Source organism: Streptomyces sp. NPDC107522, assembly GCF_055657525.1.
The window spans coordinates 104,144-128,408 of record NZ_JBVKAU010000019.1; the positions used below are offsets into that span (position 1 = coordinate 104,144).

21 protein-coding genes are annotated in these 24,265 nt (G+C 71.0%); 13 read left to right on the plus strand and 8 right to left on the minus strand.

All coding sequences use genetic code 11. From position 1 onward, the window contains the following. Window positions 1–551: 551 nt before the first annotated feature. Window positions 552–1,172: a uridine kinase family protein gene (locus ACZ7L6_RS37410; RefSeq protein WP_471932008.1), complete on the minus strand. Its 621-nt coding sequence runs from the start codon at window positions 1,170–1,172 to the stop codon at window positions 552–554. Between the two features lie 264 nt (window positions 1,173–1,436). On the opposite strand from ACZ7L6_RS37410, the gene ACZ7L6_RS37415 reads away from it, so the two are divergent. From ACZ7L6_RS37415 to ACZ7L6_RS37435, 5 genes are all read left to right on the plus strand, one after another. Beyond that, entirely contained in the window at window positions 1,437–2,390 is a 954-nt protein-coding gene (locus tag ACZ7L6_RS37415) for a hypothetical protein (RefSeq protein ID WP_471931910.1), read from the plus strand. 36 nt (window positions 2,391–2,426) lie between these two features. Further along, window positions 2,427–3,968, plus strand: a complete 1,542-nt coding sequence (locus tag ACZ7L6_RS37420) for an amino acid permease (RefSeq protein WP_471931912.1) — start codon at window positions 2,427–2,429, stop codon at window positions 3,966–3,968. 241 nt (window positions 3,969–4,209) lie between these two features. Continuing rightward, entirely contained in the window at window positions 4,210–5,583 is a 1,374-nt protein-coding gene (locus ACZ7L6_RS37425; protein ID WP_471931914.1) for a peptidase C39 family protein, read from the plus strand. A 46-nt stretch (window positions 5,584–5,629) separates the two neighbouring features. Continuing rightward, the gene (locus ACZ7L6_RS37430; protein ID WP_471931916.1) at window positions 5,630–5,773 is read left to right on the plus strand and encodes an SCO1431 family membrane protein; all 144 of its coding nucleotides are present in this window, start codon (window positions 5,630–5,632) and stop codon (window positions 5,771–5,773) included. 146 nt (window positions 5,774–5,919) lie between these two features. Then, window positions 5,920–6,591: a TetR/AcrR family transcriptional regulator gene (locus ACZ7L6_RS37435; protein WP_471931918.1), complete on the plus strand. Its 672-nt coding sequence runs from the start codon at window positions 5,920–5,922 to the stop codon at window positions 6,589–6,591. 98 nt (window positions 6,592–6,689) lie between these two features. On the opposite strand, the gene ACZ7L6_RS37440 is transcribed toward ACZ7L6_RS37435, so the two are convergent. Continuing rightward, the gene (locus ACZ7L6_RS37440; RefSeq protein WP_471931920.1) at window positions 6,690–7,928 is read right to left on the minus strand and encodes a glycoside hydrolase family 18 protein; all 1,239 of its coding nucleotides are present in this window, start codon (window positions 7,926–7,928) and stop codon (window positions 6,690–6,692) included. Window positions 7,929–8,276: 348 nt separating this feature from the next. Here ACZ7L6_RS37440 and ACZ7L6_RS37445 point away from each other — a divergent pair, with 348 nt between their 5' ends. From ACZ7L6_RS37445 to ACZ7L6_RS37455, 3 genes are all read left to right on the plus strand, one after another. After that, window positions 8,277–9,449 (plus strand): acyl-CoA dehydrogenase, encoded by a 1,173-nt coding sequence (locus ACZ7L6_RS37445; protein WP_471931922.1) that lies wholly within the window; start codon window positions 8,277–8,279, stop codon window positions 9,447–9,449. Between the two features lie 350 nt (window positions 9,450–9,799). After that, a complete protein-coding gene (locus ACZ7L6_RS37450; protein WP_471931924.1) occupies window positions 9,800–10,909 on the plus strand; it encodes an Rv3169 family protein in 1,110 nt (369 codons plus the stop codon). 55 nt (window positions 10,910–10,964) lie between these two features. After that, window positions 10,965–12,059 carry a phosphotransferase family protein gene (locus tag ACZ7L6_RS37455; RefSeq protein ID WP_471931926.1) on the plus strand — a complete coding sequence of 365 codons (1,095 nt, stop codon included), beginning with the start codon at window positions 10,965–10,967 and terminating at the stop codon, window positions 12,057–12,059. Between the two features lie 52 nt (window positions 12,060–12,111). On the opposite strand, the gene ACZ7L6_RS37460 is transcribed toward ACZ7L6_RS37455, so the two are convergent. Beyond that, window positions 12,112–12,546, minus strand: a complete 435-nt coding sequence (locus ACZ7L6_RS37460) for a hypothetical protein (RefSeq protein WP_471931928.1) — start codon at window positions 12,544–12,546, stop codon at window positions 12,112–12,114. Between the two features lie 268 nt (window positions 12,547–12,814). Between ACZ7L6_RS37460 and ACZ7L6_RS37465 the strand changes: the two genes are divergently transcribed. The 4 genes from ACZ7L6_RS37465 (at window position 12,815) to fxsA (ending at window position 17,174) form a co-directional block, all read left to right on the plus strand. Then, window positions 12,815–13,255 carry an Lrp/AsnC family transcriptional regulator gene (locus ACZ7L6_RS37465; protein WP_039932055.1) on the plus strand — a complete coding sequence of 147 codons (441 nt, stop codon included), beginning with the start codon at window positions 12,815–12,817 and terminating at the stop codon, window positions 13,253–13,255. A 170-nt stretch (window positions 13,256–13,425) separates the two neighbouring features. Then, on the plus strand, window positions 13,426–15,039 hold the full coding sequence (locus ACZ7L6_RS37470; protein WP_471931930.1) for an amidohydrolase: 1,614 nt from the start codon (window positions 13,426–13,428) through the stop codon (window positions 15,037–15,039). Between the two features lie 576 nt (window positions 15,040–15,615). After that, window positions 15,616–16,434, plus strand: coding sequence for a polyprenol monophosphomannose synthase (locus tag ACZ7L6_RS37475; protein ID WP_471931932.1), 819 nt, complete (start codon window positions 15,616–15,618; stop codon window positions 16,432–16,434). A gap of 185 nt (window positions 16,435–16,619) precedes the next feature. Next, entirely contained in the window at window positions 16,620–17,174 is a 555-nt protein-coding gene (fxsA, locus tag ACZ7L6_RS37480; RefSeq protein ID WP_471931934.1) for an FxsA family membrane protein, read from the plus strand. A gap of 177 nt (window positions 17,175–17,351) precedes the next feature. Here the strand turns inward: fxsA and ACZ7L6_RS37485 are convergent, their stop codons facing one another. The 4 genes from ACZ7L6_RS37485 to yczE all read right to left on the minus strand — a co-directional run bounded on the left by ACZ7L6_RS37485 (window position 17,352) and on the right by yczE (window position 20,974). After that, on the minus strand, window positions 17,352–17,726 hold the full coding sequence (locus ACZ7L6_RS37485; protein WP_003977404.1) for an RNA polymerase-binding protein RbpA: 375 nt from the start codon (window positions 17,724–17,726) through the stop codon (window positions 17,352–17,354). A gap of 278 nt (window positions 17,727–18,004) precedes the next feature. Beyond that, entirely contained in the window at window positions 18,005–19,408 is a 1,404-nt protein-coding gene (locus ACZ7L6_RS37490; protein WP_471931936.1) for an MFS transporter, read from the minus strand. A 55-nt stretch (window positions 19,409–19,463) separates the two neighbouring features. Beyond that, window positions 19,464–20,234, minus strand: coding sequence for a glycerophosphodiester phosphodiesterase (locus ACZ7L6_RS37495; RefSeq protein ID WP_471931938.1), 771 nt, complete (start codon window positions 20,232–20,234; stop codon window positions 19,464–19,466). Then, window positions 20,231–20,974, minus strand: a complete 744-nt coding sequence (yczE, locus tag ACZ7L6_RS37500) for a membrane protein YczE (protein WP_471931940.1) — start codon at window positions 20,972–20,974, stop codon at window positions 20,231–20,233. The genes ACZ7L6_RS37495 and yczE overlap by 4 nt, the downstream gene beginning before the upstream one ends. A gap of 64 nt (window positions 20,975–21,038) precedes the next feature. Between yczE and ACZ7L6_RS37505 the strand changes: the two genes are divergently transcribed. After that, complete coding sequence (locus tag ACZ7L6_RS37505; RefSeq protein ID WP_471931942.1) at window positions 21,039–22,541, plus strand: SCO1417 family PLP biosynthesis transcription factor; 1,503 nt, start codon at window positions 21,039–21,041, stop codon at window positions 22,539–22,541. Window positions 22,542–22,622: 81 nt separating this feature from the next. Here ACZ7L6_RS37505 and ACZ7L6_RS37510 read toward each other — a convergent pair whose 3' ends face one another. Beyond that, window positions 22,623–24,257, minus strand: a complete 1,635-nt coding sequence (locus ACZ7L6_RS37510) for an ATP-binding protein (RefSeq protein ID WP_471931944.1) — start codon at window positions 24,255–24,257, stop codon at window positions 22,623–22,625. Window positions 24,258–24,265: the final 8 nt, after the last annotated feature.

Genomic DNA, 24,265 nt, shown 5'->3' on the forward strand with positions numbered 1-24,265 from the left:
CGCATCTGCGGCGTTGTCGTCGGTCGCCGACGCTCCGCGTCGACTCCCTCCTCCGCCTTGCAGCTGCACGCTCCCCCACGCTCGAACAACCTCGCGCGGGGGGACCCCCATGACCCCGCTCCCTGATCCGGCCTGATCCACCAGCCACCCCCAAGCCGCCGGGCCGTCGCCCGCAGCCGCCTTGTTCGAACCGCCGTACCGCGGACCGGAGTTGCAACGGTGCGCAGAGCAGCCGTCCGTAGGTCGCACCGAGGGCATCGTACCTGCGAGGGCGTGGCCCGCCCCAGGGTGCCGCACCGGCCGTTTGACGAGGTGGGAGCGGATCGGGCGCACGCGCTCGGTGACCGAGGGTGAGCAAACAACGCCTCTCGGCGCCCGGGGGGAGAGTGTGAGGGCAGAACGAAGCCCCCGATCACGGGGGAACAACCGGGGGCTTCGCGTATGGGGCGACCTCGATTGGCCGCACATTGAGAACGTAAGTCCTGTACGGCCCCCGGGTCAAGCCGAGTTGAAGCACTCCGGGAACTTCTCCCGCAAGGCTCTTCACAGGTTCAGCACATTGCCGCTGGGTCGTCACCCTGCGTGAGGAACTGGTCCGGTCCAACCGTCCCGGCAGGCCCAGTGAGCACCTCATACCCCGTGTTGCACTGCCGAATCAGAAGGTCGGCGAACGGCCGGGACGGGTCGCCGGCGAAGTGCTTCAGTTCCGCCCTGACCCACCCCTCCCAGAACTCCCGCTGCTCCGCCCCGTCCCGCGAGCGGCCGCGGGTCCACGACTCCTCGCGCGGCAACTCCATCCACAGCAGCTGGGCGAGATACGGGCGCAGGGCGCGGCGGCCGGCCCCGACTCCCTCGACGACGATCAAGGGGGCGGGCGGCACGGGGAGGGGCGGCCCGAAGCGGCGGGCCCGCCAGTCGTAGGGGGTGTAGTGGGCTGTTCCGCCCTGGGTGAGCGGTTCGATCACCTGGGTCAGCAGGCGATCGGTCCACTCGAACAGCTCGTCGTGGCTGGCGATGTCGTCGAGGTGGAGCACCGGCGCGTCGCCCAGGGCCCGGGCCAACTGCCCGGCGAACGTGGACTTTCCGGAGCCGGCGTGGCCGTCGACGCCGATGAGGCGGACCGGGCCGCAGGACGGGGGGAGCCGGCGGAGCCGGGTGGCGAGGTCGTGAATCGTTTTTCCCGGAGTGGAGCGGCGATGGGCATATTTCGTTGGAACATTCTAGTAGAGGGTTAAAGCGGATGCTGGGGCTGGAGGGCATGGTGAGATGAGAAAAGGTGTCGCTTTGAACTAGACGGGGTTGTCCGGGGGCTGTCCGCAATGCCGCCGAAAAACTCCGGCCGTCGCTGCGAAATGTGCGTTCCGGTTGAGTCCTGCGATGAGTAAGGTGCTTGGTGTGCAACTGTGAGGTGCCGTAACGGGGATGGGCTGGGACAGATGGCCGCGGGGTTATTCGAAGGGCAGTATGTGTGGCATCCGGCGGCCGACGACCGCTTGCTCGCGAGCGTATGCGTCGATGTCCGGGCCGGCCGTTGTCTGAGCGCCCGCGACGCCCTGGCCGAAACCCACGGTGACTTCGGTCTGCGCGCCCATCGCTCCCTCGTCCTCGCCTCGGAGGCCGCCGACTCCGACCTCGTCGAGCGCTGGCTGGCCGAGGAGCCCGGCCCCGAGGCGGCGCTGCTGTGGGCGCGGGTCGCCGTGCTGCGGGCGCTGCGCGCGGCCGACGCCCGCGACCCGCGGACCGAGGCGCTGGAGCGGATAGCGCTGGCCGCCTGCGACCGGGCCGCGACGGCCGACCCCGCCGATCCCACGCCCTGGGTGGCCAAGCTGGCGATGGCCCGGCTGCACCGACTGCGCGACCAGGCGCCGCGCGGCCTGCTCACGGCGCCGCCCGGGCCATGGCGGCTGTTCGCGCACATCCTCTCCCTCGACCCCTGGCACCGCGAGGCCCACCACCGCTTCCTGGCCTGCTTCTTCCCCCGGCACGGCGGCTCCGTGACCGCCGCCTGGGACGTCGCCGCCTTCCTCGGGCAGCGTGCGCCCGCCGACTCACCGCTGCGCCTGCTGCCGCTGGTCGCCCTGGTCGAGTGCTACGACCCGACCCAGCTGCTCGCCGACCGGGTCTGGGAGCAGCCGCAGTGGCGCTCGACCGCCCTGTCGATCCACGAGAACTGGTTGCCCGCGGTGGCCGAATACCGGTTCACCCCCGTCCTCGACCTGGCCTACCTCGCACACGCCCTGGTCATGGCCCGGCGCGAGGAGGAGGCCCGCGCCGTCTTCGCGGCGATGGGGCCCTACGCCTCCCGTATGCCCTGGTGCGTCTTCGGCGACCCGGCCGAGCAGTTGTCCCGGGCGCGCCGCGCCTGCGGCCTGCCCGTGCCGGCCGCCTGACACACCGCAACCCCCCACCAAGAGAGAGGTCCGACCGTGTCAGAACGGATATCGGCTCCCCGTGCCCGAGCGCGCGGCGGAGCGGTTCCGATCGAGCTCGACGACGACGCGACCCTGCACGCGATGGGTTATCCGAGAAAACTCACGCGTCGTTTTCAGGCGTTCGACAATTTCGCCATCTCATTCACCATCATCAACATCATCTCGGGTATCTTCTCGGGATTCGGGTTCGGTCTGAACGCGGGCGGCCCGAGTATTCTCGTCTTCGGCTGGATCGGCGTCTCCGTCATGGTGCTCTTCGTGGGAGCAGCGATGGCGGAAGTCGCCTCGGCCTATCCGACGAGCGGCGCGCTGTATTTCTCCGCCGGCAAGCTCGCCAAACGGCACAAGGGCGCCTGGTCCTGGTACACCGGCTGGCTGAACTTCGTGGGCCAGGTCGGCGGTACGGCCGCCACCGGGTACGCCGCCGCCACCTTCGTCCAGGCCTTCATGGCCCTGCAGTGGCCCTCGTACGAGCCGACCCCGCACCGGACGGTGCTGATCACGGCCCTGATCATCGTGGTGCAGGGGCTCGCCAACACCTACACCGTGCAGCTGGTCGCCGTACTGAACCGGATCTCCGTGTGGTGGCTGCTGAGCGGACTCGTGGTGATCGTGAGCGCGCTGATCGTCATGCCCGAGCATCATCAGTCGGCTTCCTTTGTCACGCATTTCGCGAACAACACCGGTTTCACGAGCGGCCTTTACGGCGGGATGCTCGGACTGCTGGTCACGAGCTGGACCTTCACCGGCTTCGACGGCAGCTTCCACATGTCCGAGGAAACGGTCCGGGCGACGGTCAACGCGCCGAAGGGGATCACACGGGCGATCGGTTACTCGGCGATCGCGGGGCTGCTGCTGATGCTCGCATTGGTCTACAGCATTCGTGACTACGACCGGGTGGCGAGCGCCGACGCACCTCCGGTGCAGATCCTGATCGACGGGCTCGGAGTCGGCACCGCGAAGGTACTGCTGTTGATCGTGATCGGGGCCATGCTCTTCTGCGGCCTCGCCAATCTCACCAGCAACACCCGGCAGATCTTCGCCTTCTCCCGGGACGGCGCGATGCCCGGCTCCCGCTGGTGGCACTCGGTCTCGCCCCGCACGCGCACCCCCGTCAAGGCGGTGTGGCTGGCGGTCGCCTGCTCGCTGGCGCTCGTGGTGCCCGGCTGGTGGTCGCACACGGCGTTCACCGCCATCGTCAGCGTCAACGTCGTCGGACTCTTCCTCGCCTACGCCGTCCCGATCCTGCTCAGGCTGCGGCTGGGCGACGAGTTCGAGCCAGGACCCTGGCACCTGGGCCGCTGGGGACGGCCGGTCGGGGTCGTCGCGGTGACCTGGATCCTGCTCAGCAGCGTCCTGTTCATGCTGCCGCAGGCCTCGCCGATCACCGCCGACTCCTTCAACTACGCGCCGGTCGCCCTGGCCGTCGTCCTGGCCGTGGCCACGGTCTGGTGGTTCACCACCGCCCGCCGCCGCTTCCACGGCCCGGTCAGCTACGGCCGCCCTGACGAGGTCGCGGCCATGGACCTCGTCTGACGGGCCGTCACTCGTCTCGGCGTACGTCGTCACGGCGGCGTACGCCGAGACCCGCCCGCTCGGCCCACCTCGCTCGCACAGGCGGCCGGTCGCCCCAGGTCATGCCAGTGGTCGACACCAATATTCGTGGGCGCGCCAGGCTCCGAAGTGCTGGCAGACGCTCCCTCCTGCGGCCATAGTTGGCGGACAGCCGTGCAATGGACCTGCCTGCCCGACTCGGACACCTGGGGGTCTTCCGCCCATGAGCAGAGCCGAACAGCCGTCCCGGAGAACCGTCCTGACCGCCGCGGTCGCCGCAGCCGTCGCCGGCACCGCGGGCCCGGCCGCCGCCGAGACCGGCGCCGACCGGATCGCCGACGCCGTGGCCCCCGTCCCGACCCAGGCCCGCACCGTCGACAACCGCGCCTGGACCACGTACTCGGACTGGCGCTCAGGTGCCGCACAGGGGACCCGTGCCGTCGCGGGCGCCCGCCCCGGCATCGTGATCGCCGCGCCCGCCGGCACCACCGACTACACCGACCCGCACACCGGCAGGACCGCCCGCTGGGAGTACGCGACCTGGACGTCCCCCGTCCACCGGCTCTCCGTCCCCGCGACCGAGGCCATCGCGTCCTGGAACGCCCACACCCCCGCCGGCACCTGGCTCCAGATCGAGCTGACCGGCACCTACTCCGACGGCACCGCCACCCCTTGGTACGTGATGGGCCGCTGGGCGGCCGGCGACCAGGACATCAGGCGGACCTCGGTCGACGACCAGAGCGACGGCAGGAGCAGCATCTGGACGGACACCTTCGCCATCGACGACCCCGCGACCGGGCTGCGCCTCACCTCGTACCGACTGCGGCTGACCCTCTACCGCACGCCCGGCACGCAGCTCACGCCCAAGGTCTGGCGGGCCGGCGCGATGGGCTCCGACGTCCCCGACCGCTTCACCGTCCCGGCCTCCACCCCCGCTCTCACCCACGAACTGATCGTTCCGCGCTACTCGCAGGAGATCCACGCGGGCCAGTACCCGGAGTACGACAACGGCGGCGAGGCCTGGTGCAGCCCCACCTCCTCGCAGATGATCATCGAGTACTGGGGCGGCCGGCTCACCCCGGAGCAGCTGGCCTGGGTCGATCCGTCCTACGCCGACCCCCAGGTCTGCCACGCGGCCCGGTTCACCTACGACTACCAGTACGAGGGCTGCGGCAACTGGCCGTTCAACGCGGCCTACGCGGCCACCTTCGAGGACCTGCGGGGCGTGGTCACCCGGCTCGGCTCGCTCACCGATCTGGAGACGCTGATCGCGGCCGGCATCCCGGCCATAACGTCCCAGTCCTTCCTGAAGGAGGAGCTGACCGGGGCCGGGTACGGCACCGCCGGGCACCTGATGACGGTCATAGGGTTCACCGCCGACGGCAACGTGATCGCCAACGACCCGGCGTCGCCGAGCAACGAGGCGGTGCGACGCGTCTACAAGCGGCGGGAGTGGGAGAACATCTGGCTGCGGACCAAGCGGTACAACGCCAGTGGCAAGGTCGTCTCCGGCACCGGCGGCGTCTGTTACCTCTACTTCCCGGCATGCCCCACGCCGCGCCAGCGGGCGGCGCTCGCCGCGGTGGGGGTGCTGTGAGCAACGTCTCCGCCATGCATGCCGCTCCCGGTGGCAAGGTGGGCATATGACCACGCACTCAGCCACGGTCGCTCGTGTCCGCACCGGCGGCCCCAAGGACGACGACGGCCCGAAGATCGTCGAGCACGTCATGGGCTGGATCCTCGTTGTGCTTGTCGCGATGCTCGTGACACAGCTCGGTCTGCTGTGACCTGACACACATCGGTCCACTTGTCGGACATATGCCGACCCCGTTGTCCAGCGGTCCAACCAAAGTCGATCAGACTCGAACGAGCAGCTGGTGAAGGTCTGCCATACTGCGGATGTCCCGCCGCCCGTTGGATAACAGGGTCGAAATTGAATATCAGTCAACAGCGCGACGCTGCCCGTCCCCGGGCCCGCGGCACCGAGCGTTCGCTGGCGCGTCGTGCCGAACTCATCACCATCGGGCGGAAGTTGTTCGCCGACACGTCGTACGACGCGCTCTCCATGGACGACATCGCCCGGCAGGCCCATGTCGCCAAGGGGCTCATCTACTACTACTTCCACTCCAAGCGCGGCTACTACCTGGCGATCATCCAGGACTCCGTCGCCGACCTGGTCACGTACGCGGCCGGCGGCGTCGAGCTGCAGCCGGTGGACCGGGTCCACCGCACCATCGACAGCTATCTGCGCTACGCCGAGCACAACCAGGCCGCCTACCGCACCATCGTCAGCGGCGGCGTCGGCTTCGACACCGAGGTGCACGCCATCCGGGACGGCGTGCGGGAGGCGATCGTGGCGACCATCGCCGAGGGGGCGTACGGCCGCACCGACATCGCTCCGCTGGCCCGCATGGGCCTGGTCGCCTGGGTGTGCAGTGTCGAGGGAGCCGCCCTCGACTGGATCGACCGCCCCCAGCTCTCCCGCGACCAGATGTGCGAGCTGCTGGTGAAGACACTGGGCGGCGCCATGCGCGCCATCGAGGAGATGGACCCCGCCTACCCGGCCCCGGAGCCCGCCCGCCGCGACGGCTGCCCCGACGCCTGACGCGAGGCCTGACGCGACAAGGGGCGGAGGCTCGTGGTCCTCCGCCCCAAGTCCCCTGTGAACCGGGCTGGTTGATCGCCTCGATCAGCTTCCGTGGGCTAGTTGATCGCCTTGATCAGCTCGCCGCCCGCGGTGTCACCGCTCAGCTCCCAGAAGAAGGTGCCGCCCAGGCCCTGCTGGTTCTTGTACGTCATCTTGGTCGCGATGGTCGCCGGGGTGTCGTAGCTCCACCAGTTGTTTCCGCACTTGGCGTACGCGGTCCCGCCCACCGTGCCGGTCGCCGGGCACTTCGACTTGAGCACCTTGTAGTCCTCGATGCCCTGCTCGTACGTCCCCGCCGCCGGGCCGGTCGCCGTGCCGCCGGGCGCCGACTGGGTGACGCCGGTCCAGCCCCTGCCGTAGAAGCCGATGCCGAGCAGCAGCTTGGACGAGGGGATGCCGAGGCCCTTGAGCTTGGCGATGGTCGCCGAGGCGTGGAAGCCCACCTTCGGGATGCCGGCGTAGGAGTTCAGCGCCGAGTGCGGGGCCGTCGGGCCGGTCGCGTCCCAGGCGCCGAAGAAGTCGTACGTCATCGGGTTGTACCAGTTGACGTACTGCGCCGCGCCCGCGTAGTTCGCCGCGTCGATCTTGCCGCCGCTCGTCGCGTCGGCCGTGATCGCCGCGGTGACCAGGTTGCCGGAGCCGAACTTGGCGCGCACCGCCGCCATCAGGTTCTTGAAGGCCTCCCGGCCGCTGGTGTCACAGGTGGCGCCGCAGGCGTTCGGGTACTCCCAGTCGATGTCGATGCCGTCGAAGACGTCGGCCCACTTGGAGTTCTCGACCAGGTCGTAACAGGACTGGGCGAAGGCGGCGGGGTTCCGCGCGGCCTCACCGAAGCCGCTCGACCAGGTCCAGCCTCCGAAGGACCACAGGACCTTCAGGCCCGGGTGCTTCTTCTTCAGTTCGCGCAGCTGGTTGAAGGTGCCGCGCAGTGGCTGGTCCCAGGTGTCGGCGACGCCGTCCACGGACTCGGCCGCGGTGTAGGTCCGCTCGGTCGCCGCGTAGGAGTCGCCCATCGCGCACTTGCCGCCGGTGACGTTGCCGAATGCGTAGTTGATGTGGGTGAGCCTGGCGGCCGAGCCCGACGTCTCGATGTTCTTGACGTAGTACTTGCGGTCGTAGGTGCCCCATTCGGTGAAGTAGCCGACGACCTTGGAGCCGGCGGCGAGCTTGGGCGAGGTGGCGGGTTCGGCGGTGGCGGTGCCCGCGCCGGCGAGCAGTCCGGCACCGAGGACGGCCGCGCAGGCGGCGGACACGAGGGTCCGGAGCCGGGTGCGCGGGCGGTGCGAAGTGTGCATCGGGATTTCTCCTCCGTGGGGGAGAGGGGAACGAGTGCCGATTGGCATGAACGCGATGACGAGAAGCGCTCCGTCAAGGTAGGAGGACTAGACCAGTACGTCAATGGTTCGGACCAATTTTGCCGCCGTGCGCATCGGCCCGGTGTGTCGCTCGATACTTCTTGAAGTAAGCGGTCGTTAACTGGTGACTCGATGTCCCCGATCGGGCATACTCACCGCAGAGCCGCTGGTCAGCAGCTTCCGCAACCCGGGAGCGGAGCACCTGCCGGCATCCCGAGAGCCCCGGCGGAGCCGCCCCACCCAAGGCGTGCGACCGCCGACGTTCCCGAAAGGGAGGAGAGCGTCGCCATGCCCGACCGCGCCCCGCAGCCGGTGGACCGTCAACTGCCCACGGACGAGGCCCGGGATCTGATCTCGCTCGTCCGTGACATCGCGCAGCGCGAGATCGCCCCGAAGGCGGCCGAGGAGGAGGACGCCGGACGCTTCCCGCGCGAGGTCTTCACCCTGCTCTCCGAATCCGGGCTGCTCGGCCTGCCGTACGACTCCGAGTACGGCGGCGGCGACCAGCCGTACGAGGTCTACCTCCAGGTCCTCGAAGAGCTCGCTGCTGTCCGCCTCACCGTCGGCCTCGGCGTCAGCGTGCACACCCTCGCCTCGTACGCCCTCTCCGCCTACGGCACCAAGGAGCAGCAGGTCGAGCACCTGCCCGCGATGCTCGGCGGTGGGCTGCTCGGCGCGTACTGCCTCTCCGAGCCGGCGTCGGGATCGGACGCGGCCTCTCTTCGCACCAAGGCGGTGCGCGACGGCGACGACTGGGTGATCACCGGCACCAAGGCGTGGATCACGCACGGCGGCATCTCCGACTTCTACACGGTCATGGCGCGCACCGGCGAGGAAGGGCCGCGCGGGATCACCGCCTTCCTGGTGCCGGGTGACGCGCAGGGGCTGAGCGCGGCGGCGCCCGAGAAGAAGATGGGCATGAAGGGCTCGCCCACCGCGCAGGTCCACTTCGACGGTGTCCGCGTCCCCGACGACCGGCGCATCGGCGACGAGGGCCAGGGCTTCGCGATCGCCCTGTCCGCGCTCGACTCCGGGCGGCTCGGCATCGCGGCCTGCGCGATCGGCGTCGCCCAGGCGGCGCTGGACGAGGCGGTGGCGTACGCCACCGAGCGCCGGCAGTTCGGCAAGCCGATCGCCGACTTCCAGGGCCTGCGCTTCATGCTCGCCGACATGGCGACCCAGATCGAGGCCGGACGCGCGCTGTACCTGGCGGCCGCGCGGCTGCGCGACGCGGGCCGGCCGTTCGCCAAGCAGGCGGCCATGGCCAAGCTGCACTGCACCGACACCGCGATGCGGGTCACCACCGACGCCGTCCAGATCCTCGGCGGGTACGGCTACACCGCGGACTTCCCGGCCGAGCGGTACATGCGCGAGGCCAAGGTCCTGCAGATCGTCGAGGGCACGAACCAGATTCAGCGGATGGTCATCGCCCGTCACCTGGCAGGTCCCGAAGGACGCTGAACTGACCACGCCTGACCTGCGGCGCCGTGAGCTCGATCCACTCCGGGTCATGGCGTCCGGGCAGGGTGCGGCCGCGGTCGGCCCACATACGCATCAGATCGCGGTAGATCGGCGGGTCCGACTGCTGCGCAGGCGCAGGCGGAACCGTCCCTGCCGGCCGCGGAACGAAGATGCGGCGCTGCGGCCCGGTCGCTGAATAGGTGGGGGGCATACCAGGGCAACGCGGAGGCACGGGGACAAGTCACCGCCTACGGGAATCGGGCGTTCGTTCACGGACGTCCGGCTCCCTCTCTGGCCACCCCACGCTGTCTGACGTACCGTCAGCCCAGCCGCCTCCAGGGAGGTTTGCCGTGGCCGACGACGAACGCCCCGTACCGCTCGACGAGTACCCCGTGCACCAGGTCCCGCTGTCCATGAAGTACGTCGCGACCAGCGACCGGAACGCCTACGACCGCTGCATCTTCCACGTCCTCGACCACGAGGGGCGTGCCCTGCTGATCCTGGGCCTCGGGGTGTACCCGAACGTCGGGGTGATCGACGCGTACGCGACCCTACGGGGCGGGGACACCCTGCACGCGGTCCGGGCGTCGGACGCGCTCGGCGAGGACCGGATGCGCCTGGCCGTCGGGCCGCTGCGGATCGAGGTGGGGGAGCCGCTGCGACGGCTGCGGCTGATCTGCGACGACGACACGTTGTCGTACGACATCACCTGGACCGCCGGCTTCCCCGCCCTCTGGGAACCCCACCACCTCCAGCGCCGCGGCGACCGGCTCAGCCTCGAAGGGCGCCGCTTCGTCCAGGCGGGCGGGGTGGAAGGCGTCGTACGCGCGGGTGGCCGGGAGTTCCGCGTCACACCGGACGACTGGACCGGCACCCGCGACCGCAGCTGGGGTGTGCGGCCCATACCGGGGGAGGAGGGCGGGCGGTTCGCCGAGGAGCGGCCGACCGAGGGCTTCCACTGGATCTGGTGTCCGGTGCGCTTCGATGACCGGTTCCTCATGGTGATCGTCCAGGAGGACGCGGACGGATACCGCTCGCTGAGCGACGCGACGATGGTCCGCCCGGGTGATCGCGACCGCCAACTCGGCTGGCCCCAGGCCGAGATCACCTACCGCTCGGGCAGCCGCCACCCCGAACGGGCCCTCATCCACCTCGGCGACGTACGCAAGCCCCAGGAACTGGACGTGGAGATCCTCACGTCGTCCCCGCTCGCCGTCGGCGCCGGCTACCCGCCCGCCGACGACTGGCAACACGGCACCTGGCGGGGGCGCGGCTGGACCGACCGCCGCACCTACGACCTCTCCGACCCCACCGCCCATCCCCTCGCCAGGTACGGAGTCACCGACCACGCCGCGCGCTTCCGGCTGGACGGCCGGGTCGGCCACGGCATCTTCGAGCACGGCTCGTTCGGGCGGCACGACCCGAGCGGGTTCACGGACTTCGGTTCGGTCGCGCCATGAGGTCATGGCTCCGTCGGCGGAACGAAGGCCCCGCGACACGAAGGGAGTCGGCCCCATGACCGCGGCACCTCGCCCCCGCACGACGACGCGCGACCCGGACGAACTCGCCCGCCGCCTCACCGCCTGGCTCGACACCCGGCTGCCCGGCGCCAAGGCGGTCGGCGTCACCGTCCCCACCTCGAACGGCATGTCCAGCGAAACCCTGCTCTTCGACATCGAGCACCCTCAAGCGCCCTTGCGCGCCTGCGCGTTGCGGCTCGCGGCGGATCCGTCGGCGTACACGGTGTTTCCGGAATACGACATGCCCCGGCAGTACCGCACGATGCGCCTGGTCGCCGACCGCTCCGACCTCCCCGTGCCGAAGGTGCAGTGGCTGGAGGAGGACCCCGGCCCGCTGGGGGCGCCCTTCTTCGTCATGGAGCGCGTCGCAGGCCGCGTGCCGCCGGACGTGATGCCGTACACCTACGAGGGCAACTGGCTGCACGCGGCGAGCGACGCCGAGCGCGCGCACCTGGAGGCGGCCACGATTGGGCTGCTGGCCCGGTTGCACGACCAAGTCCCGGCGCAGGAGGCCGAGTTCCTCACCCTGTCGGGTGAGGGTGACGCGCTTCGGCGGCACGTCAGCGCCCAACGTGCGTACTACGAATGGGTGGTTGACGGACTCGCCCGCTCACCGCTCATCGAGGACGCGTTCGACCGCCTTGAGGAGCTCTGGCCCCGTGACCCGGGCACGCCGGTGCTCAACTGGGGCGACGCGCGCATCGGGAACGTCGTCTACGACGGTTTCGAACCCGCGGCCGTCCTCGACTGGGAGATGGCGGCCCTGGCCCCGCGCGAGGTCGACCTCGGCTGGACCGTCTATCTGCACCGCTTCTTCCACGACCTGACGGTCGCCTTCGGGCAGCGCGGGCTCCCGGACTTCCTGCGCCGCGACCGGATCGAGGCCCGCTATGCCGACCTCACCGGCCACACCCCGCGTGACATGGACTTCTACACGCTGTACGCCGCCCTGCGGCACGCCGTCGTCATGCTGCGGATCGCCTACCGCCAGGCGTACTTCGGCGAAGTCGCCGTACCTGCGGACCCGGACACACTGATCCTGCACCACGGCAGCCTGCGAGCCATGGTGCAGGGCAGCTACTGGGATTGAGCGACGCGGGTGCGAGCGCGGCTGAGGCCAGGTGCGCTCAGGTGGCGTGCGCTCAGGCGGCCTCGCGGCGCATCGCGGGGACCCTGATGGGGCGCGAGCCCGGGCCGCCGACGTGCGAGAAGGGCTGCGTCCGCCAGTCGAGTCCCTGAGGGAGCGTCAACAGAAGGGCCGTGTCCTGTTCCTGGGGCTCCGCCGACTCGTCGGCGGAACGGGCCTCGGAGGCCTTGCGGCCCGTACCGGCGCAGACCGTGAGGCCGAACGGGTTCCACGGTGAGGCGCACAGCGCGTGCTCCGGCAGGACCTCCTCGTCCGCCAGCAGGGCGATGGGCTGCGCGCAGTCCGGGCAGATGACCCGGTACATCTCGAAGGTGTCGTACGCGTCGAGCTCGTCGTCGAAGTCGTCGGGTTCGACGCCCTCCGGAGCGGGCTCGACGACCGGCTGAAGGCGCTTGGGCGCGGTACGACCAGGGCGCTTAAGACTCTGCATGGATTTCTCCCCCTCGGGCTGGGCCGTGAAGGCGCTGCGGCCTCGACCACAGCAAGCACTTCCCGCCCGGTCTCGGCGGTAATCACGAGAACATCACGGAGCCTGTTCGAGGCCTGTGGCGTTCGTCACATGCCGCTCGCAGGTGCCCGAGGCGGCCGGTTTGTCCCTCGGTCGGCTCACAGCCGTCCGACCGCCACATCACAAACCGGGCATGACCTGGGCTGCTCAGGTATCCGAGGAGATCAGCCGCACTGTAGGTTCTTGCGCCATGGAGGAGCTGGACCGGCAGATCGTGCAGCTGCTCGTCAAGGACGGGCGGATGAGTTACACCGACCTGGGCAAGGCCACGGGCCTGTCCACATCGGCCGTGCACCAGCGGGTGCGGCGGCTGGAGCAACGTGGCGTCATCCGTGGGTATGCCGCGGTCGTGGACCCCGAGGCCGTGGGGCTGCCGATGACCGCGTTCATCTCGGTGAAGCCGTTCGATCCCAGCGCTCCTGATGACATCGCGGAGCGGTTGGCGGGGGTGCCGGAGATCGAGGCCTGCCACAGTGTCGCGGGCGACGAGAACTACATCCTCAAGGTTCGGGTGGCCACGCCGCACGAGCTGGAGGAGCTGTTGGCTCGGGTGCGGTCGCTGGCGGGGGTTTCGACTCGGACGACGGTGGTTTTGTCTACGCCCTATGAGGCTCGGCCGCCGAGGATCTGAACGTCGCATTGACGCCGTTGAGGTGTTGGTTGTTCGGCGGCTGCGGGTGATTTGTGGCTGGTCGCGCCCGCGCGGCGGAGCCGCATATCGACACGGCCCCGCGCCCCTTCGTCGGCGTTGCAGTAACCCCCTGACCAGAGCTGACGGCGTCAGGCGCGACACTGTTCCTCATGAGTGAGTCCACCGATCAGCCCAAGACCGTCCTTCTCCGCCGCGGGGAGGTGCACAGCCCCGCCGACCCCTTCGCCACCGCGATGGTCGTGGAGCGTGGGCAGGTTGCCTGGGTCGGGTCCGAGGGGGCCGCCGACGCCTTTGCGGACGGTGTGGACGAGGTCGTCGATCTGGACGGTGCCCTGGTCACCCCGGCGTTCACCGACGCCCATGTGCACACCACCGCCACCGGGCTCGCGCTGACCGGCCTCGACCTGTCCGGTGCGCCCTCCTTGGAGGCGGCCCTCGCCCTCGTACGGGACTTCGCCGCCGCCCGTCCGCAGGACCGTGTCCTGCTCGGGCACGGCTGGGACGCCTCCCGCTGGCCCGGTGGCCGCCCCCCGACGCGTGCCGAGCTCGACGAGGCCACCGGCGGCCGGCCCCTCTACCTGTCCCGCATCGACGTCCACTCGGCGGTCGTCACGACGGCCCTGCTGGACATGACGCCGGGCGGCCTCGGCGCGGTCGACGCGCCGCTCGTCGCCGACGCCCACCACGCCGTACGGGCCACCGCGCTGGGCGCGATCACGCCCGCCCAGCGCACCGAGGCCCAGCGCTCCGCCCTCGCCCACGCCGCCTCCCTCGGCATCGGCACCGTCCACGAGTGCGGCGGGCCGGACATCTCCTCCGAGGACGACTTCTCCGGGCTGCTGCGGCTGGCCGCCGAGGAACCCGGTCCGCGGGTCGTCGGCTACTGGGCCGAGCAGGGCGAGGAAGGGATCGCCAAGGCCCGGGAGCTCGGCGCGATCGGCGCGGCCGGAGACCTCTTCGCCGACGGCGCCCTCGGCTCCCACACCGCCTGCCTGCACCAGCCGTACGCCGACGCCGCCCACACCGGCACCGCCTACCTGGACGCGGCCGCCGTCGCCGCCCACGTCGTCGCCTGCACCGAGGCAGGCCTCCAGGCGGGCTTCCACGCGATCGGCGACGCCGCCGTGACCGCCGTCGTGGAGGGCGTGCGGGCCGCCGCCGACAAACTCGGCCTCGCCCGCGTCCGCGCCGCCCGCCACCGCGTCGAGCACGCCGAGATGCTCACCCCGGAGACCGTCGCGGCCTTCGCCGAGCTGGGCCTGACCGCCTCCGTCCAGCCCGCGTTCGACGCGCTGTGGGGCGGCGAGGACGGCATGTACGCCCAGCGCCTGGGCGCCGAACGGGCCCGCACCCTCAACCCCTTCGCGGCCCTGCTGCGGGCCGGCGTCCCGCTCGCCTTCGGCTCCGACAGCCCGGTCACACCCCTCGACCCCTGGGGCACGGTCCGCGCGGCGGCCTTCCACCACACGCCCGAGCACCGAGTCTCCGTACGCGCCGCGTTCACGGCGCACACGCGTGGCGGCTGGCGGGCGATCGGGCGCGACGACGCGGGCGTCCTGGTGCCGGGAGCGCCCGCCGACTACGTCGTCTGGCGCGCCGACGAACTGGTGGTCCAGGCGCCCGACGACCGGGTCGCGCGCTGGTCCACCGACCCCCGCTCCGGCACCCCTGGCCTGCCCGATCTGACCCCGGGCCGTGACCTCCCGGTCTGCCTGCGCACGGTGGTGGGCGGACGAACGGTCTTCGTACGGCCGGGCGAGTGATCTACCGGGGTGGCGCGCATGGGATCGCTTCGCGCGACCCCGGCGCGCGACCTGCGCATCCTCTGCGCTGACCAGCGCATTGGGTGAAGACCTGCAGGTCAAACGGCTGTTGACAGGTCAAGGCCCGGGGCCGGTAGGTTCGGCCGAGTCCACCACCGGACGCCCGACCGGGGAACCGCGGAACTTCCGGGAACCCGTCGCAACGCCGCTGGGTCAGGGACGGTGTGCCGCACCGGGGCACCGCCACTGGGAGCCAGGCTCAGCGCCCGCGCGGCGACGACGGAACGTCGCGGCCGATCGGGGAGGTGTGACCCGGGTGGGGCCCGGGCGCTCAGTAGACAACGGCTTTCGGTCGACCCGCAGCCAGCGGGTCCCAGGTCGGCCCGAAGGGCGCCGGGCCCCCATCCGCAGAGGCATGAACATCCGCAGAGGGTGCGAAACCGGCGCACCGGCCCCGAAAATCAGAGCCTTACCCCGCTCTTGTGGAATCGACACCACCATACGAACGTGCTGTCGCCTCAGCGCAGGCCGCGCCCACTATGGTGGACGTCTGCGTACGGATGTGAAGGGGCAGCAGTGAACGACGGCGACGGGACCCTCGGGGCACAGGACCGCGAGAGGCGGTTCGGGCCGCTCGGCACGGCGTTGGTGATCATTCCGACCTACAACGAGGCGGAGAACATCAAGGGCATCGTCGGCCGGGTCCGCAAGGCGGTGCCCGAGGCGCACGTGCTCGTGGCCGACGACAACAGCCCCGACGGCACCGGCAAGCTCGCCGACGAACTGGCCGCCGAGGACGACCACGTCCAGGTCCTGCACCGCAAGGGCAAGGAGGGCCTCGGCGCCGCGTACCTCGCGGGCTTCCGCTGGGGCATGGAGAACGGCTACGGCGTCCTGATCGAGATGGACGCCGACGGCTCCCACCAGCCCGAGGAACTGCCCCGCCTGCTGACCGCCCTCAAGGGCGCCGACCTGGTCCTCGGCTCGCGCTGGGTGCCGGGTGGCCGGGTCGTGAACTGGCCCAAGTCCCGCGAGTTCATCTCCCGGGGCGGCAGCCTCTACTCCCGTCTGGCCCTGGACCTCCCGCTCCGCGACATCACCGGCGGCTACCGCGCCTTCCGCCGCGAGACCCTCGAAGGCCTAGGCCTCGACGACGTCGCCTCCCAGGGCTACTGCTTCCAGGTCGACCTCGCCCGCCGCGCGGTCAAGGCCGGCTTCCACGTCGTCGAGGTGCCGATCACCTTCGTCGAGCGCGAACTCGGTGACTCGAAGATGAGCCGCGACATCCTGGTCGAGGCGCTGTGGCGGGTCACGTCGTGGGGGGCACAGGAGCGGGTGGGCAAGCTGCTGGGCCGCACGAAGCCGTCCTCGCCGACGCGGCCACGGCAGCCCTAGCCTGCGGCCCTTGCCATCACTGTGGGCAGTCGTTCCGCAGGGCGATGGGGGAGGGTGGGCACAGCCTGCAGCGCCGGGTGCCGCCCGAGCACGCCCCGGCAGCCGCGGGCATTGCCCACGACCGCGCAGACGCCGTCGGCCGTCCGCTTATCCCGCTCTGAGCCGGGCCCAGGCACACTGGACGCATGACGACTGGCGCATCGACCCCCACCTATCCCGCCCGGCCCCGGCGCTCACGGCTGCGTACCTTCCTGCCGCTGGGTGTCGCCGCGTGGCTGGTGCTGGAGATCTGGCTGCTGACCGTGGTCGCGGACGCGGCGGGTGGGCTCACGGTCTTCCTGCTGCTGGTCGCCGGCCTGGTGCTCGGCTCGGTGGTCATCAAGCGGGCGGGCCGACGCGCCTTCCAGGCCCTGAACGAGTCGCTGCAGCGCGGCGGCGCGCCGACGAGCGGCGGCGGCAACGGCCTGATGATGCTGGGCGGCCTGCTGATCATGCTGCCGGGGCTGATCTCGGACGCGCTGGGCCTGCTCCTGCTGATCCCGCCGGTCCAGAAGGCCCTCAGCGCTCACGCGGAGCGCACGTTCGAACGAAAGCTGCGCGCGGCGGCGCCGGGTTCGTTCGGCGACGCTTTCCAGCAGGCGCGCATCCACCACCCCGACGGGAAGATCGTGCAGGGTGAGGTCATCAGGGACGAGCCGGGGGACACTCCGCGGGAGCCGAGGCCGCCGCTGACGGGCTGACGACGAGCAGACATCGTAAGAGCCCGGCGCCCGCTGAGCGCCGGGCCTCTTTCGGGCACAGCAAATTTTCGGGCACAGCAAACCGCGGGCGCCGTACGTCACCTTCACGTACGGCGCCCGCGGTCACACGCGTTGCCGGGTCAAACCCGCCCGAGCCCCCGCAGGGACTCGCAGGGACTACGCCGACTTACGGCTGTCCCGGGGGTGAACCGCGATGTTCATCGCCCCCGAGCGCAGAACGGCAAGACGCTCCTCGAGGACCTCTTCGAGTTCCTCGCGGGTACGCCGCTCCATCAGCATGTCCCAATGTGTACGCGCGGGCTTGGCCTTCTTCTCCTCAGGGCCGTCGCCATCCACGAGGAGTGCCTGGGCCCCGCAGACCTTGCACTCCCACTCCGGCGGGATCTCCGCCTCGACCGAGAAGGGCATCTCGAATCGGTGCCCCTTCTCGCATGCGTACTCCACGGCCTGGCGCGGGGCCAGGTCGATGCCGCGGTCCGTCTCGTAGCTGGTCACCACGAGGCGCGTGCCGCGAAGAGCTCGCTCACTCATGAATCGTGCCTCCCGGGCTTGTCGCCCACAGGACAGGTGTCGCTGTCGTCGTCATCCGGTCAACGTCCGGTCGGCGGTAAAGATTCCCGATCGGTGTCCCGTTCCGGGTGATGCGTCGCCGTCGTAGCCGCAGCCTTGCTGACCAATGTCGTACCCACCGGCGCCCGGTTTGTCACATCTGCTAGCAGATGTGACCCAGCGTTTCGGCATCTTTGACGCGCAGTAACGGTACGCCTGGCAGGCCAAACGCGTACACTACCGCCCTTTCGCTCCGAACGCTAAATCGTCGGCGGGACCGGATTGCCCGCGTCGCTGATCGCCCGCCGCACCGGAACCCTCGCGAGCAGGGCGAATCCGAGGACGAAGAAGGCCACGAGGGAGATGATTGCGTCCCGGTAACTTCCGGTGAGCTGGTAGGTGACCCCGAAGAGCAGGGGGCCCAGCCAGCTCATGCCGCGGTCGCTCATCTCGTACGCGGAGAAGTATTCGGCCTCCTTCCCCGGCGGCACGAGATGGGAGAACAGTGACCGGGACAGGGCCTGACTGCCGCCCAGGACCAGCCCGATGCCTGCCGCCAGCACGAAGAACCACACCGGCGCCCCGGCCGGGAGGAAGTACCCGGCGGCCAGCGTCACCGTCCATGCGACGAGTGAGCCGAGGATCGTGCGCTTGGCGCCGTAGGTCCGCGCGAGGCGCCCCATCGTCAGTGCCCCCGCCACCGCCAGCACCTGGACCAGCAGCACGGCGCCGATGAGGGTGGACTGTCCGAGGCCCAGTTCCTCGGAGCCGTAGACCGACGCCTGGGAGATCACCGTCTGGATGCCGTCGTTGTAGATGAGGTAGGCGAGCAGGAACGCGAGCGTCAGCGGGTGGCGGCGCATGTCACGGACGGTCGCCGCGAGCTGCCCGAAGCCCATCGCGCTCGGCGCCTTCGCGCTCGCCGCCTTAGAGGTCGGCTCCTTCGGAGTCGGTTCCTGCTCGTCTCCGTCGCTCGTGGACCGGCGGTCGCGCAGCCGGCGGAGCGGGATGAGCGCGAAGGCGCCCCACCACAGGCCGGCCGACGCCAGGCAGATGCGGACGGCCATGCTCTCCGAGACGCCGAAGGAGTCGTGCGCCAGATACAGGACCAGATTCACGATCAGCATCAGCGAGCCCGACGCGTAGCCGAAGGCCCAGCCCCGGGAGGAGACCGCGTCGCGCTCCTCGGGCGGGGCGATCTGGGGGAGGTAGGAGTTGTAGAGCATCATCGCGACCGACTGCGCCGCGTTCGCGACGATCAGCAGGACGCCGCCGAGCAGATAGCGGTCGCCGTCGAGGAAGAACATGGCCGTTGTGGCCGTGGCCCCCAGGTAGGCGGCCACCGCGAGGAGGGGCTTCTTGCGGCCGGTGCGGTCGGCGGCGGCGCCGACCAAGGGCATCACCAGGACGGCGACGATCACCGACAGGGACACCGAGTAGGCGAAGAAGGATCCCGCGCGCACCGGGATGCCCAAGGGATGGACGAACCCGTCCGCGTCCGCCGCGTCCTTGGCGACCGACGTCAGATAGGGGCCGAGGAACACGGTGAGCACGCTCGTCGAGTAGACGGAGCACGCCCAGTCGTAGAAGTACCAGCCGCGCTGCTCGCGCCGTCGCCCGGCGGCCTCGTCGGCCGCGTCCGTCCGCACGGTGTCGGTCCCCACCCGTGCCCTCGCTTCCCCGTGGTGATCCCGCGCGAGGGCGGAGCCCGGACGGGGGTCAGACCCAGACGCCCCGGTCCTCCATGACCTTGCGCAACGTGTCGATGTGATCGGTCATGATGCCATCGACTCCCAGATCCAGGAGCCGGTGCATCGCATCGGGATCGTTGATGGTCCACACGTGCACCTGCAGCCCGCGCGCGTGGGCGGCCCGTACGAAGCGGTGGTCCACCACCTGGATCCCGGACTGCGTCTCGGGAACCTGGGCGGCGACCGCCGAGCGGCGCAGCGCGGCCGGCACGCCCCAGGAGCGCAGCCGCAGATTGAGGACGCCCCGGGTGCCGTACGAGGTCGCGAGGCGGGGCCCGGCCAGCCGCTGAGCGCGGATCACGCGGGCCTCGGAGAAGGAGCCGACGCAGATACGCTCCCAGGAGTTGGTGCGCTCGATCAGCTCCAGGAAGGGGTGGAGCGCCGGTTCCGCCTTGAGGTCGACGTTCCAGCGCACCTCGGGGAAGGTCTTCAGGAGCTCTTCGAAGAGGGGCACCGGTTCCTTGCCCGCCACGCGCGCGTGCCGTACGTCGTCCCAGGGCAGGTCCGCGATCCGGCCCGCCCCGTCCGTCACCCGGTCCAGGGTCGAGTCGTGGAAGGCGACGAGCTTGCCGTCGCGCGTGGTGTGGACGTCGGTCTCGATGTACCGGTAGCCCAGTTCGACCGCGCGCCCGAACTGCAGCACGGTGTTCTCCAGGCCGTCCGCCGCCCCGCCCCGATGGGCGAAGGGGATCGGGCCGGGGTGGTCGAGGTAGGGGTGGCGTATCCGCGTGGTGCTCACGGACGCAGTATCGCGCGCCGGGGTTGCCCGGTGGCAACGACCGTGCTGCCGTCGGATGCCGAGGGGACGGCGAACACCCGCAGGAAGAGCTGGGCGAGCGGGCCGATGGACAGCGCGTAGAGGACGGTGCCGACGCCGACCGTGCCGCCCAGCACGAAGCCCGTCACCACGACCGCGATCTCGACGGCTGTCCGCATCAGGCGGATCGAGCGGCCGGTGCGCCGGTGCAGGCCGGTCATCAGGCCGTCCCGGGGGCCCGGGCCGAAGCGGGCGGCGATGTAGAGGCCGGTGGCCACGCCGTTGAGCAGGATGGCGGCCAGGAGGAGCGGAATCCGTACGGCAAGGCTGTGCACCTCGGGAACCAGGGCGAGCGTGCCGTCCATGGCGATGCCGATGACGAAGACGTTGGAGACCGTGCCGAGCCCCGGCCGCTGGCGCAGGGGGATCCACAGGAGCAGCACCGCCGCGCCGACGACGATCGACACGACCCCGATGGTCAGACCGGTGCGCTCGGCGAGGCCCTGGTGCAGCACGCCCCAGGGCTCCAGACCCAGGCCCGCCTCGACGAACAGCGCCGCGCTCGCGCCGTACAGCGCGAGCCCGACGTAGAGCTGAGACAGCCGTCGTATGACATGCCCCTGCGACAGCCGCCGGATGAGTCGCCCTTGCGGCAGCTGTCGAACGGGATGCCCCTGAGTGGACAAGACGTGCCCCCCTGTGGTGGTAGTGGCCTGCTGCATGACACCCTGTGGCTTGGGAAGCATCGCCCTCCATGGCCAATTCGGGGAAGGTGGACTGGAAATCATGGCGCAGTGGACTTCTGCGGTGGGTGCCGCGCAGCTCGCCCGGCTCCTCACCTCTCAGCAGGACCGCCCTGCCGGCCCCGGCTCCAAGCGTCCGCCCGCGTACCGGGCGCTGGCCGACGGCATCAGGCTGCTGGTGCTGGAGGGCCGCGTTCCGGTCGCCGCCCGGCTGCCCGCCGAGCGTGAGCTGGCCCTGGCACTGTCCGTGAGCCGCACGACCGTGGCCGCCGCGTACGAGGCGCTGCGCAGCGAGGGGTTCCTGGAGTCCCGGCGCGGGGCCGGCAGCTGGACCGCCGTGCCGGCCGGGAACCCGCTGCCCGCGCGCGGCCTGGAACCCCTGCCGCCCGAGGCGCTCGGCTCGATGATCGACCTGGGCTGCGCCGCGCTGCCCGCGCCCGAGCCGTGGCTGACCCGTGCCGTACAGGGAGCCCTGGAGGAACTGCCCCCGTACGCCCACACCCACGGCGACTATCCCGCCGGGCTGCCCGCGCTGCGCTCGATGATCGCCGACCGGTACACGGCGCGGGGGATCCCGACCATGCCCGAGCAGATCATGGTGACGACCGGGGCGATGGGCGCGATCGACGCGATCTGCCATCTCTTCGCGGGCCGCGGTGAGCGGATCGCGGTCGAGTCGCCGTCGTACGCCAACATCCTGCAGCTGATGCGGGTGGCGGGCGCCCGGCTCGTGCCCGTGGCCATGGCCGAGGGGCTGGCGGGCTGGGACATGGACCGGTGGCGGCAGGTGCTGCGGGAGGCCGCTCCCCGGATCGCCTATGTCGTCGCCGACTTCCACAACCCGACCGGCGCGCTGGCCGACGAGGACCAGCGGCGTCGGCTGGTGGACGCGGCCCGGTCGGCGGGGACGGTACTCGTCGCCGACGAGACGATGAGCGAGCTGTGGCTCGACGAGGATCTCGAGATGCCGCGACCGGTGTGCGCCTTCGACCCCGCCGGGTCGACCGTCATCACCGTCGGATCGGCCAGCAAGGCCTTCTGGGCCGGGATGCGGATCGGCTGGGTGCGGGCGGCTCCGGATGTGATCCGCAGTCTCGTGGCCGCGCGCGCGTACGCCGATCTGGGGACGCCCGTGCTGGAGCAGCTGGCCGTGAACTGGCTGTTCGGCACCGGGGGTTGGGAGCAGGCGGTGGACGTGCGGCGGGGGCAGGCCCGGGAGAACCGGGACGCCCTTGTCGCGGCCGTGCGGCGGGAGCTGCCCGAGTGGGAGTTCGAGGTGCCGAAGGGCGGGCTCACGCTGTGGGTGCGGACCGGGGGACTGTCGGGGTCGCGGCTCGCGGAGGCGGGGGAACGGGTCGGGGTTCGGGTGCCGTCCGGGCCTCGGTTCGGGGTGGACGGGGCCTTCGAGGGGTATGTGCGGTTGCCGTTCACCGTGGGGGGCGCGGTGGCGGAGGAGGCCGCGGTGCGGTTGGCCGCGGCGGCGCGGTTGGTGGAGAGCGGGGGGAACGGGGCCGCCGCGGAGTCGGTGCGACCGTTCGTTGCATGACGGCGCCCGGCGTGAGGGCTGGGCAGGGCGGTGCGCAGCCCGGTGCGACGGGGTGCCGCCTTCCTTGGGCTGCGGTGACTGCTACGAGGTCTCTGCGACCACAGCTTCCGCCGGCACCGGCTCCGGCTCTTCCTCCGCCTTCTCCAGCTTCGCCAACGGCTCCGCATCCACCGGCGTAGTCCGCTCCGGCAGCAGGTCCAGCACCGCCTGCCGATGCGCGTCGCTCGTCGCGTCGTCGTACGGGTCCGGGGTCGCCGGGACCTGCAGGCGGTGGACGGGGCCCGTGCCCAGGCGGGCGTAGCCGCGGCCGGGTGGGACCTCGGCGACCGGGGTCGTGTGCGGGGAAGCGCCGAGGACCGTCTCCAACTGGTCGGCCGTTGCGGGGCCGAGCACGACACGCGCGCGCGTGTGCTGTCGTACGGCATCGCTCAGCGCGTCCATGCCGTCCCACTGGTCGGCCACGACCACCGTGACGTTGACCGCGCGGCCGTGCCGGAGCGGGACCTGGAGCAGGGACTGCGGGTCCTTGCGGTGGTCCGCCGCGGCGAGGTGGGTGAACGCGGTAGGGCGGTCCAGGAGGATCCACAGCGGGCGCTTGGTGTCGTCCGGTGGGGGATTGCCGGCCTGACGGGCGCGGTTCGTGGCGATCAGGCGTCGCTCCGTCTCCGTCGCCGCCCACTCCAGACTCGCCAGCGCCCCGGTCAGGCCGCACTCGACGGCCAGGACGCCGTCGCGTCCGATCAGGCAGGCGTACTCGCCGGTGCTGCCGCCCTCGACGATGACGACGTCGCCGTACTGCAGGGCCTGCAGGGCGATGGAGCGCAGCAGGGTCGAGGTGCCGCTGCCGGGCTGGCCCATGACCAGCAGGTGGGGTTCGGTGGAGCGGATGCCGGTGCGCCAGACGACCGGCGGTACGTCGCGCTGTTCCTGGCCGTGGGTGAGGGGGAGCGTGCGCTGGACCAGGGTGTGGTCGGTGAAGCCGAGGACCGTCTCGCCGGGGGCCGTGACGAATCGCTGGGCGGCGATGCCGGTGGGCAGTGGCGCGAGGGCCGTGACCGTGAGCTCGTTGCCCATCTCGTCCCACATGAAGTAGTACTCCCGGCCGCGGCCGGACTTCGCGGCCAGCAGGTGCTCGATCCGCGCGCGGGCCTCCGCCTCGCCGTCGGTGAAGTAGGCCGGGTAGCGGATCAGCAGGGTGCTGACCCGTCCCGTGCCGTCGAACTCGTACTCAGGGAAGGCCTTCTCCCACTCGCCGCCGTGGGCGTACAGCGGTGCCGGGTCATCGGCGGCGGAGAAGTAGGGGACCAGTGCCTCGTACAGCGACCTCAGCCGTTCCGTCTGCGACTCGTCGGGGCCCTCGGGCGCCGACGGCCCCCGGTCCCGGCCCTGCCAGGCCGCCGCCGCCATCAGTGTGATGACGGCGAGCAGCGGGCCGTACGGAACGAGCGCCACGACCAGGATCACCGAGGCCACCAGGAACAGCAGCATGCTGCGCCTGTCCTTGGGCGTGTCGGCCCACTTGCGCCGCCCGGCCGAGGCCAGCCGGCGCAGCCCGCGGGTGATCGTGATCAGCGGGTGGAGGACGTCAGAGGCGCTGTCGGACGCCGTCCGGGCCAGCTCCCGGCTTCGGGCGAACTGTGCCCGGGCCAGATCCCGGCTCCGGGCGATCTGCGCGCTGCCTGTGCTCAGGATGCGGGGGAGGGGGCGGCGGGCCACTGCTGTCT